7 protein-coding genes are annotated in these 10,842 nt (G+C 47.4%); 2 read left to right on the top strand and 5 right to left on the bottom strand.

Annotated features, from left to right (window positions below; translation table 11 throughout):
• Nucleotides 1–5: 5 nt before the first annotated feature.
• Both J2X75_RS16035 and J2X75_RS16030 read right to left on the bottom strand, forming a co-directional pair.
• The gene (locus J2X75_RS16035) at nucleotides 6–1,424 is read right to left on the bottom strand and encodes a diaminobutyrate--2-oxoglutarate transaminase (protein ID WP_310338494.1); all 1,419 of its coding nucleotides are present in this window, start codon (nucleotides 1,422–1,424) and stop codon (nucleotides 6–8) included.
• A gap of 110 nt (nucleotides 1,425–1,534) precedes the next feature.
• On the bottom strand, nucleotides 1,535–2,557 hold the full coding sequence (locus J2X75_RS16030; protein WP_310337820.1) for an ATP-grasp domain-containing protein: 1,023 nt from the start codon (nucleotides 2,555–2,557) through the stop codon (nucleotides 1,535–1,537).
• A gap of 1,045 nt (nucleotides 2,558–3,602) precedes the next feature.
• Here J2X75_RS16030 and J2X75_RS16025 point away from each other — a divergent pair.
• A complete protein-coding gene (locus J2X75_RS16025; RefSeq protein ID WP_310337818.1) occupies nucleotides 3,603–4,184 on the top strand; it encodes a hypothetical protein in 582 nt (193 codons plus the stop codon).
• Between the two features lie 222 nt (nucleotides 4,185–4,406).
• Nucleotides 4,407–6,179, top strand: a complete 1,773-nt coding sequence (locus tag J2X75_RS16020) for an alpha-glycosidase (protein WP_310337817.1) — start codon at nucleotides 4,407–4,409, stop codon at nucleotides 6,177–6,179.
• Between the two features lie 178 nt (nucleotides 6,180–6,357).
• Here the strand turns inward: J2X75_RS16020 and J2X75_RS16015 are convergent, their stop codons facing one another.
• From J2X75_RS16015 to J2X75_RS16005, 3 genes are read right to left on the bottom strand one after another with little or no spacing between them, the layout of a single operon-like run.
• Nucleotides 6,358–7,719: an ANL family adenylate-forming protein gene (locus tag J2X75_RS16015; RefSeq protein WP_310337815.1), complete on the bottom strand. Its 1,362-nt coding sequence runs from the start codon at nucleotides 7,717–7,719 to the stop codon at nucleotides 6,358–6,360.
• On the bottom strand, nucleotides 7,713–9,131 hold the full coding sequence (locus J2X75_RS16010) for a cysteine peptidase family C39 domain-containing protein (protein WP_310337813.1): 1,419 nt from the start codon (nucleotides 9,129–9,131) through the stop codon (nucleotides 7,713–7,715). The genes J2X75_RS16015 and J2X75_RS16010 overlap by 7 nt, the downstream gene beginning before the upstream one ends.
• Nucleotides 9,128–10,507: an alpha/beta hydrolase-fold protein gene (locus J2X75_RS16005; protein WP_310337811.1), complete on the bottom strand. Its 1,380-nt coding sequence runs from the start codon at nucleotides 10,505–10,507 to the stop codon at nucleotides 9,128–9,130. The genes J2X75_RS16010 and J2X75_RS16005 overlap by 4 nt, the downstream gene beginning before the upstream one ends.
• Nucleotides 10,508–10,842: the final 335 nt, after the last annotated feature.

The following is a 10,842-nucleotide window of genomic DNA, read 5'->3' as shown; positions in this document are numbered from 1 at the left end:
CAGCTTCAGCATGCGGACGTTGCTAAGGCAATCGCTTCAGCCACCGATTTCTCAAAGATCGCAAGGATTGCATTCGTTTCTTGCTCCGTAATATTCAGCGGAGGCAGAAAACGAACAACAGCTGAATGACGCCCGCCCAGTTCCACAATTAATCCATTCTTGAAACATTCACGCTGAATAGACTCAGCCAGCGCACCATTAGGCAGATAATGTCCCAGACGATCCTTCCGTCCCATTGAATCAACCACCTCAACGCCAATCATCAATCCTCTGCCTCGCACATCACCAATCTCTGCATACCGCTCTTTCAATGCATTCAGTTGATTCATGAACTGCTCACTGCGCAGATGTACGTTGTGTAAAACATCCTGTTCCCGAATATAACGAAGTGTCGCAAGTCCCGCTGCCATGGCTAGTTGATTGCCACGGAACGTACCTGTGTGTGCACCAGGTTGCCATTGATCCAGTTCTTCCCGGTAGATGACAACAGACATGGGCAGACTTCCGCCAACCGCTTTGGAGCAGATGATTACATCGGGAATGATTCCAGCATGTTCGAACGAAAACATTCGTCCTGTCCGTCCGATTCCGGTCTGCACTTCGTCAATGATGAGCGGAATACTTCGCTCTGCTGTGATTCGGCGTAACTCCTTGAGCCATTCGATATCCGCTGGAATCGCTCCACCCTCTCCCTGCACCGTCTCCACAATGACTCCGCATGGTGCGGCAATACCGCTCTCGCAATCATCGAGCAAGTTCTCGATATACTGTGCGCTTAACCGGGCCGTCATGCCCTCACCAACACCAAATGGGCAACGGTATTCATAAGGAAACGGCAGGAAATGAACATCCGGCAGCAGGCTTTGCAAATGTTGTTTCTTGCTCAGGTTGCCACTCATCGACATCGTCGCTTGGGTCGAACCGTGATAACCACCCTGAAAGGCAAGAATGGACTTGCCGCCTGTTGCATGTTTGACCAGCTTAATGGCTGCTTCTACTGCATCCGCTCCGGTTGGACCACAGAACTGGATTTTGGCTATGTCTCGCATCTCTGCCGGAAGAATGGAAAACAGTTCTTGCATATATGAAAGCTTCAGCGGCGTTGCTAAATCCAGTGTATGAAGCGGAATCTGCTGATCCAGAACATCGCGAATGGCGTTGACCACCGTGTCATGGTTGTGCCCCAGCGCCAATGTCCCTGCACCAGCTAGGCAGTCGTAGAATACGCGGCCTTCCGTATCCGTAATCTTCACCCCATGGGCCTTGCTAATGACAAGCGGGAAATGTCTGGGGTACGATCTTGCATTGGACTCCTTCTCATTTTGCATCTTCAGATATTCCGTCTGCACCTCTACTGACATAGCCCTAACGCTCCTTATAATCGATTCAAGCCGAAACTGCTGCCTGTGATTCTTGTTTTGCATTTTGCATATGACATAGTATTGGTTCAAAATCATGGTAAGTTCCGATTTATAAATGATGTTATCTATCATCTGTCATCTGATATTCGTTATATATTGTCATCTATACGTTGTTATAAGTTATACGACTTATATTCAAGTTGTTCCTGACACAAGTATTCCAGATATAACCGAACCACATCACGAGTTGTCCCCCCATGGGGAAAGACGTGGTGTGTCAGATCTGGCAAGGCGTTCACTTCCAGAATGCCCCCTTCTTCTCTGGAGATCGGCGTGCGGATATCACGACAACGAACATCGACCCCTGCTACATCAATCTGAAGAGTTTTGGCCGCCTGAATGATCATTTGCGCATTCTCGGGATGAATGTTTTCGGTACAATCCTTGTAGAATTCACTGATTTTTCCGGCGGCTGAGTTACGGAGATCATATAGCTCGATTTCTTCACCAGCAGCAGGAACTTCATCCAGAGTTGTCCCTTGTGCATGCAATACCTCCAGCAGTCGTTCGGATTCTGCATCCACCTGGGGAAACGCTTCATACTCACCAATGGACGTCATCTTCATTCGTTCCTGATTCAACTGCTCAATTAATGCCCGAACGGTTGAAGTTCCGTCTCCCTCGACATAGACGGGCCGATACTGGTTTACAGCCGCTACTTCTCCGTTGATGATCAGCACTCTGTAATCGATTCCGGTTACATATTGCTGCAACATAATGCTGCTGCCGTGGACACTCGCAAGATGAATGGCTGTCTCCAGTTCTTCTTCAGTACGCACATCCAGCGTTACTCCCACACTGCTGCTCGCATCCAGCGGTTTCACTACAATGGAGCCGTATCTATTCAGAAAAGTTACTGCTTCGCTTCCCATCTCTGGAATCACGATAAAGGAAGGTACAGGCATGCCCTGTTCATGCAGCAGCTTATTACATGCCTGCTTGTTCTTCGCGAGCAGTCCAGCGATTAACGGCAGACGATGAGATCTGGTCTTGTTAATGATGATCTCTTTTTCCCCTACAGACAGCTTCAAGAAATCTTCGCATCCCTCAAGAAGTGGCTCACAGGTGATGCCCATTTCTCTTGCTTTACTTATAATGAGTCGGTTTTGCAGATTATGAATCCCTTTCGGAAACACTGAAAATCCTCCTCGATCGAATGAAGGTACTCGCTCATACGTTCATCAATATTTATTGTGATTTATATTGATAATGATTATCAATATCATATAAAATCTATTTTATGGCAATTCGTTCTTTGTTGTCAATAATAAACTTTTAAGTAAAAATAAGATTGATTTTGACGTGAGTTTATGTCGGCGTGGTTTTGTTACATCGAATAACAGGTACAACAAACGCGGCAATCTCTGGATCGAATGAAAGCAAGAGCTTGCCTGTTTCTGTTATCTGCATTGAACGTAGAAGCGTTGACGAGGAGGGTTAAAAATAGAGATATAGCTTGAATCATTCGTCGAATCATTATTGAAGTAATCATGGAACACGTAGAGAAATACTTAATGGTTTAAATTGAGACAGGTCGGACAGTAATTCTTGGGATCTTCGTCAGTCGATATTCCGCAGCCAAAATCTGCATCATCAGATCCTCAGGCCAGCTGAGTGTAACGCTGTTCTCCATTCAGCTTCCTTCCCCTTCCATGCGGGATAATGGTTGGTGTGCCGGACAGTGGACGACTGCAATCTCACACTCCATCTGGAAAACCTTCTGGACCATGTCCTGTGTAACGAGATCTTCCGGTTTACCTTTCTACGTAGATGGACTTGTTGTAAACAGCCACAATGTGATGTAACCCGTCTCCCTTTTTCTCATAAATGATATTGAATCTCATTATCAACTGAATTGTAATGGAGATGAAATCATTATACAAGCATTTATTTGGAAAAAATTTTCATTCTACTTCAAACCATATCACTTCTGAAATCAACGATATAATCCAATTCCACATCAACCATATATGTAATTTTTTCTTTCTTAATTAACATACCAATTTCTCTTCTTACTTTTAGCTTCATCTAGTGCATGCCCTTTTTGCTGGTGAAACATTATTCATTCATATGCATTCAACCAAGGGTTTTACTGTAAAACAATTCCTGTAATTTCTTGTCGCACTATGTTAGATTATCCATTGGAATAAAATCACATCTATAGATAGGGGATATTAACACGTGAAGAAATCATGGGTACTATCAATCATTATGAGTTTTGTCTTGCTTGGCGGGGTATTCGCACCTGCGGGGTCCTACGCCTCAGCTGCGGATGACTCAACCACTACATATTCGGAAGACGAATACTATGAAGAAGTTGACACGTCCGAACAAGAACCGATCCCTACAGCCGAAGAAGAAGATTTCCTGAACTACCTGGATCAGTTGGATACCGCGTCGGTATATGAGGAGAAAGCCTTTAATGCTTTGGGAGGTGGATTTTACATTACATCTTCCAATCGCAAGTCCGTTTACCTGAAACTGACCAACACTGCGATTCCTAACTACACCAAATATGTATCCAAGCTGAAGCTTATTAAACCGCAAAATGCAGAGCTGAAAAAAATCCATGCCAACTTGATCAAAGGTAGCTATACACAGCTGGAAGGATTCCAACTTGCTAAAAAAGCGGTCTCCAAAACAACGGTAAACAGTGCTCTCCTGAAACAATCCAATGCCAAAATTGCTGCTGGCAAGAAAAATATCGAGAAGTTTCACAAAGAATTCTCTGCATACGCCAATAAACTTGGATTTGATTTATAAAAAACAGTAATTGCAGATATGCATCCTACATTTCGAATAAAACAATTTGAAATTTAAGGAAGAAAAGTGTTTTCTTTTGCTGAGTTAATTCGTATAATAACACTATAATCAAAAGGCTATGCTGCCGAAAGGTACAACCTCGTGAACAATTGAGGTTGTGCCTTTTTTTGCGTTCATGGCCACATTGATCTGAAATTCATCATCTAACGAGGAGTGATTCACATGATTCTTGAAGCCATTTATCATCGCCCCAAACTCAATTGGTCCTACGCTTATGATCGCTCGACCATGCATTTGCGACTTCGTTCCAAACGTGATGATCTGGATGCGGTGATTGCCATTACCGGGGACAAATATGCCTGGGATCGAACGATTACGCACATCCCCATGCGCATCTTTGCCCGGGATGAGATGTTCGATTATTGGGAAGCCGAGACTTCACCTCCCTATCGCAGATTACGGTATGGCTTCCAACTGATTCAGGGAGAGGAATCGGTCTGGATGACAGAGCGCGGATTCGAGCAGGCGCTGCCTGATCATCCACTGGAGTTTTTTGATTTTCCATTTATGAATCCGGTCGACATTTTTGAACCGCCTGCGTGGGTTAAGGACGCCGTGTTTTATCAGATCTTCCCTGAACGTTATGCGAATGGTGATCCATCGATCAGTCCCAGCAATGCTGAACCCTGGGGAGGGGAACCCACACCGGTGAACTTCTTCGGCGGGGACCTGCAAGGTGTGCTTGATCATCTGGATCATATAAGCCAGCTGGGCGTCAATGCCATCTATTTCTGTCCGCTGTTCGAGGCCACCACGAATCATAAATATAATACAGGCGATTACATGAAGGTTGATCCTCATTTTGGAACCAATGAACAGTTCAAGACCTTTGTGGATGCCTGTCATCAGCGCGGCATACGTGTTGTTCTGGATGCGGTATTCAATCATTCCGGCAGAGAGTTCCCTCCTTTTGTTGATGTCATGAAGAATGGAGCTGCTTCCCCCTACGCAGACTGGTTCTATATCAAAGACTGGCCGCCGCGTGTGGAAGATGGCATTCCAACTTATGATACCTTTGCCTTTGAACCGCTTATGCCAAAGCTGAATACGGAACACCCTGAAGTGAAGGCATACCTGCTTGAGGTAGGACGCTTCTGGATCGAGGAGATGGACATTGACGGATGGAGGCTCGATGTAGCCAACGAAGTGGATCATCAGTTCTGGCGCGAATTCCGTCAGACGGTAAAAGCCATCAAACCTGATGCTTATCTGCTCGGTGAGATCTGGCATGATTCGCTCATGTGGCTTCAGGGAGACCAATTCGATGCCGTGATGAATTATCCGTTTACCAATTCGGTATTGGACTACACCGTGAACGGAAAGCTCGATGGACTCGGATTTGCCAATGAGATCGGCAAACTGCTTGCAGCCTATTCACAAACGGTTACTGAAGCTGCCTTCAATCTGCTCGGAAGTCATGATACACCCAGACTGCTGACCTTATGTGATGGAGACGAGCGCAAGATGAAACTTGCCGTTACGTTGCTGCTTACGTATCCAGGTGTGCCATGTATTTATTATGGAGACGAAGTGGGGCTTGACGGGGGGTATGATCCGGGTTGCCGCAAGTGTATGGAATGGGATGAGACCAAACAGAACCGTGAACTTCTGGAATTCTTCACCCATACGATCGCCCTTCGCAAACAGCACCCTGCACTGCGCAGCACGGAACTGAAGATTGTATATGCAAAAGCCGGAGACCCTTGTCTTGCCATTGAACGATCGGATTCGCATACGGGTGAGCGCATGCTTCTTGTGCTGAATGCGGGAGATGAGCCGTGTACTCTTGAGCTCCCTTTGGCAGATCGTAACGTTTGGCGGAATCTGTACACATCAAATGCCGTGGAATCCCGGCAAAATAAAATGACCCTCGATCTGGAAGCATACGGCTTCTCCTTACTGCAAATGGAGGTCAAACAACCTGCGGAAGCCTGATATAAATACAGCTAACAAGGGAATATAACTCCAAAGAGGCTGTCTCCTAGGTCATATTGTCGACCAGAGGCAGCCTCTCCTACATTTTATACGTCGTATTCTAACGATCCCACCACAAGTTATTCGCTTCGTTATAAGCGGACTCAATGGCTAACGAATCAGAGAAGCGTTATTTCGTTTAGGATATCGACATCATCGGTTTACGGATTTTTTTCATTCTTGAACTTACGAGTTCTCCCTGTGTAATTACGATTTTCTGCGGAATCTTGTATGAAGGCAGCTTGTCCCGACAATATTCCCAGATGGATCGCCGCAGATCGGTGAGAGTACATTCTGTAGCCAGACGGATAGTCACCTTCACCCTCTGACCAGTGATACCACTCTGTTCTCCCGAAACTACGGCGGCTTCAATACATTCCATCTCTTCCAGAACACCCTCGACCTCGGCAGGATACACTTTCCGTCCCCCTATGTTAATGATCTCCGAACGGCGGCCCAGAATACGAATGTACCCCTGCTCCAGCACAGCTTCATCGCCTGTTCGCAGCCACCCATCCTCTGTGAAGGGTGATGGTGCATTCAGATATCCAATCATCGCTGTTGCTGTATGAATCTGCAATTCTCCTTCCACCACCCGGTACTTGACCTCTTCATCTTGAATGGAGAACAGCAGAGAACCTGGTTCTTTGGAGCGGGTTGGCAGAATACCAAGTTCAGACATGCCATAGGCCTGTATCGTTCTGATCTGTGGAAATCTCCGGTTCCAGGCTGCCAGTACGGACTCAGGCATCACTTCCGATCCGTATGATACAACCTCGAGACTGGACAAGTCATACCCTTCATCGTTTCTGCCCAACAGCAACAGATTCATGAATGTTGGGGAGACGGGCAGCGCCTGCACACGAAACTTCTCAATCGTCCGGCACACTTCTTCGGGAGATCGATCCGCAATGATACACAGACATCCCCCACTGGACAGGGATTGCAGCATTGTGTTCACACCGCCGATATGATCAAACATCATGAATGGAATCGTTCGCAAGGGCCGAACCTGCCGCCGAAAACGATGTAACAGCCGATCTGCACGATGCACAGTCGCTTTACTCACTCCGGTTGATCCGGATGAAAAGAGTACCAGTCCTCCTACACCCTCCTGTGCCAGCGTAGATAACAACACAGGAACCTCTCCAGAATTTTCACACGTTTGCCGAATGCACAGCTTGCCTTCTTCAACGCCCAACCGCCATTTCACCTGTGCCAGTTCGATGTATTCCTGTCGTTTGGCTTCAACCAGGTACCGATCCATGGGGAGCACGATACACCCTTGTCCGAGCAAAGCAACCAATGCCGCCGCTGCATATGGGGAATAGTCATCCTCCAGTGTTACAAGTTGCCCAGTCAGCCCTTCTGCTATAATCCACTCACCCATTATGCCAACCTGTTCCAGCAGCCACTGATAGCTGTACTCCTGATCCTTCCAGATCAGTGCAGGATGCTGTCCCTGTTCCGCGAATCGTTCAAGCAAGAATTGGTTCAACATTTTGCTTCCTCCTCACCAGCAGGCGAATATTGTTGTGCGAGATAATCAACAAGTGAGCCTACCGTCTGATAGGGACTTTCCGGCATGGAAGCAGCAGCTATCTCCACCAGAGCAGCTCCCATTCCTGTACCCCATCGATCTTCAATTCCCTGCTCCACCACAGCAAGCAAGGACACGAGCTCCAGCGAATCCAGTTGTCCATTTCGTCCGTATAGCGGAGCGTTACCACCCTCACCAAGCGGAATCGATGTATTATGGTATGCATTTAACTCCCGGCAACTATCCATTACGATACGAAGCAAAGCCTCCCTGTGTTCTTGTTCAATCATTGGCACGGTCTGACGTTGAAAGCAATTTGCCTGAGGCATGGACTGTCGAAGCGACTCATACCAGTGCCATTCATCCGTGACCAACATTTTAATGACACCTGTCAGCTGTACTTTCCATTGCTCACGCTGCTTTATCCGACTGACCTGAAGCATATTGTATGCCTTCTCCCACCGTGCAATGATGTCGCTGAATTCTCTCGCATATTGATCAAGTGGAGAACCGAGCCATAAGGCAGACTCCTGAAGAAGATCTCGAAGAAAATACCGGCTCCATCGCATATCGAACAACAGACCCGATATTAACATTTCATTGGCCTGATCCCCTTCTTTCGTCCCATGTAACGTATCCAGGAGCTGCAGAGACACCGCATGTCCAAAATAATAATTCCGCTCTCCTTGTGTAATCGTCCGGCCTGTCAGAAATTCATCAATCTGCGTTGTTAACGCCTGGGTCAACATGTCTCGGTACCCGGCAGAGTCAAGCTGCACAGTTGCCCGAATGTCCATGGTGCCAAACGTTCGGAGTTTTTCTTTGCGCTTCGCGTGAGCAAGCTCGGGTATGCTTTGGTTCCCTTTCCAGAAATCATGAAAGGCCCTTTGAGTAACCTTTCCCTTATACTTGGAGGGCACGGGATCGTAGACGTGAACATGCTCATCTTCCATACCATATACGGCAATCCAATGGTCTACCAGATGCAGTCGGGAGCCTTGCTTCACGTGTTTGCGAATGTACTCGGGATTCTGATAATCCTCACAGTAAGGCAGATGATAACTGGTTCCTGTAGCCAAAAAAAGTCCACCTTCGCCGATATGCTGCCTGATCAGCGCCTTGCCTTCCTCGAAGGTTTCCAGCTCCCGCTGACCATACATCTCCCAGATCGGCTCTACATAATCCAGTTTGTGAAAATAAGGCTTCACCAGTCCGTTATCCCCGCACGATGGAAGGCTGTACAACCGGCTTGCCGCCAGCAGTGCAAGACTTGTGATGGATCCTTGCTGATGGAGCACTTCATGAATCAGAGGGAAATTGCAGGGATAATAATAGGGAATGTCCAGCACTGGAGCGAATGAAGGAATGATCATTTTTGGCCTCCTGTTCCCGTTTTGGCTGACGTACTGCCCCAGGATTGGATTAGATAATGCACAGACATATCATCTGTCGCTCGAAATACCCGATTGGAAACAGGTTTGCCATCCACATCGGTCTCGAAACGGCGGAAACCGCGAGTAAACCGGAAGGAGAATCCACTATCACGCGGAACTCGGTAACAACCTTCATATCGACCTATACCGGAACGGACAAGCTTCATGCCCATCCCACCATAGATCGTTTCCTCCTGCCCATCCTCTGAGGCTACCTCTGCATGAATGCAGACCTCCACATGAGTGGACAATTCAGGAACCACAGTATAGATGCGTGTAGCAGACAGTTCCCCCATAGTCAGCGTAATGGATGCACTTCCAATACCAACAGGCACCAGTTCTCCACTCGAACGAACCTGGATTACATCCGGGTCACTTGAAGAATAATTCCCATGCAGCAGACTCTGAACCCATCCGCTCTCATAGTGCATTTGTGCATTGATACACACGCTCATTCCACCCTGTAGTCCGATGACATCCCTGCCAAGCAGTTTGAGCGAGGTGGGTTTACCAACGTGGCCGAACATGTATAGTAACGGGAGATGAACGCGTGCTCCCCAGTCACCTTCCTGATGACAGGCACCCTGCTGTTCCAGAAATGCCAAGTCCTCATCCGATCTGACTCCGCGTTCAAGTAATTGATGAGCTACCCTTCTGACCTGGGAAGGCAGAAACAGACCTTCCGTGTCTCCAATATCCATCCACATCCGAACGTCGGGTACCTCATCTGGCAAGCGATACATGTTTTCTTCCAACAGCCCGCTTTCCGATGTTTCGTCCAGCTGCACATCCACATAGAATGGCGACATCATGATCAGTTTTCCGAAAACATCCGGATTTCGCATCCCCATGTGCAATGTACAAAGTGCAGCAGCAGATGAACCCAACAGCCCGGTATTCTCCTTGTCCGGCAACGTCCGGTAACGATGGTCAATGATCGGTTTGAGTTCATGAATGATAAAATGCTCATAGTCGATGCCTGAGCATCCCACACTCACGGCCTCTCTCTCCGGAGCGATGAAGTGATAGAATTCGTTGTGCGTGACTGGACGGACATGCGTAATGCCGACAATAATCAGTGATTCAATCTGCCCGGAAGAAATAAGACCGTCTGCTGCCTGATCCATATTCCATGTTTCATTGCCTGGCCCGGATGGACCAAAAGCACGCTGCCCTGCATGAACGTACAGAACCGGATAATGCCGAGCTGTCTGCTCATGGTAACCGGGCGGGAGATACACATAAATGTTGCGGATATTGCCCAGCCGTGACGCCTGAATGCCTTCCAAACATTCGATGACAGAATGGGTACTCAACGATCATCAACCGCCTCTCTTCTCCCGATTCGACTGCATAATACAAATAACCCCGCCTCAGAAGAGACGGGGTTGTCCCAAAACACACGTACGTGTCCCGGGATACATAGCCCTTATATTGTGAATCTGCGAATAGTTTAATGCGCAGACGTCCTTTTGTAAACATAAAAATAGAAAATAAATGCTCTCAAAAAAGTTATTGACATAAGATCCAATATTTCTTACGATAACGTTGTGATCATAACTCGAGGGCCATGCTTTTAAACCAGAGCGGTTTAGGACAACCCCGGTAACTCCCGAAGGAGATGCCGGGGTTGTTGGCGTGTCAAAAGGAG

The organism is Paenibacillus sp. 2003, from assembly GCF_031455635.1.
Taxonomy (GTDB): domain Bacteria; phylum Bacillota; class Bacilli; order Paenibacillales; family Paenibacillaceae; genus Paenibacillus; species Paenibacillus amylolyticus_B.
The sequence above is the reverse complement of the archived record's forward strand: the minus strand, read 5'-3'. Positions and strand labels throughout refer to the sequence as shown.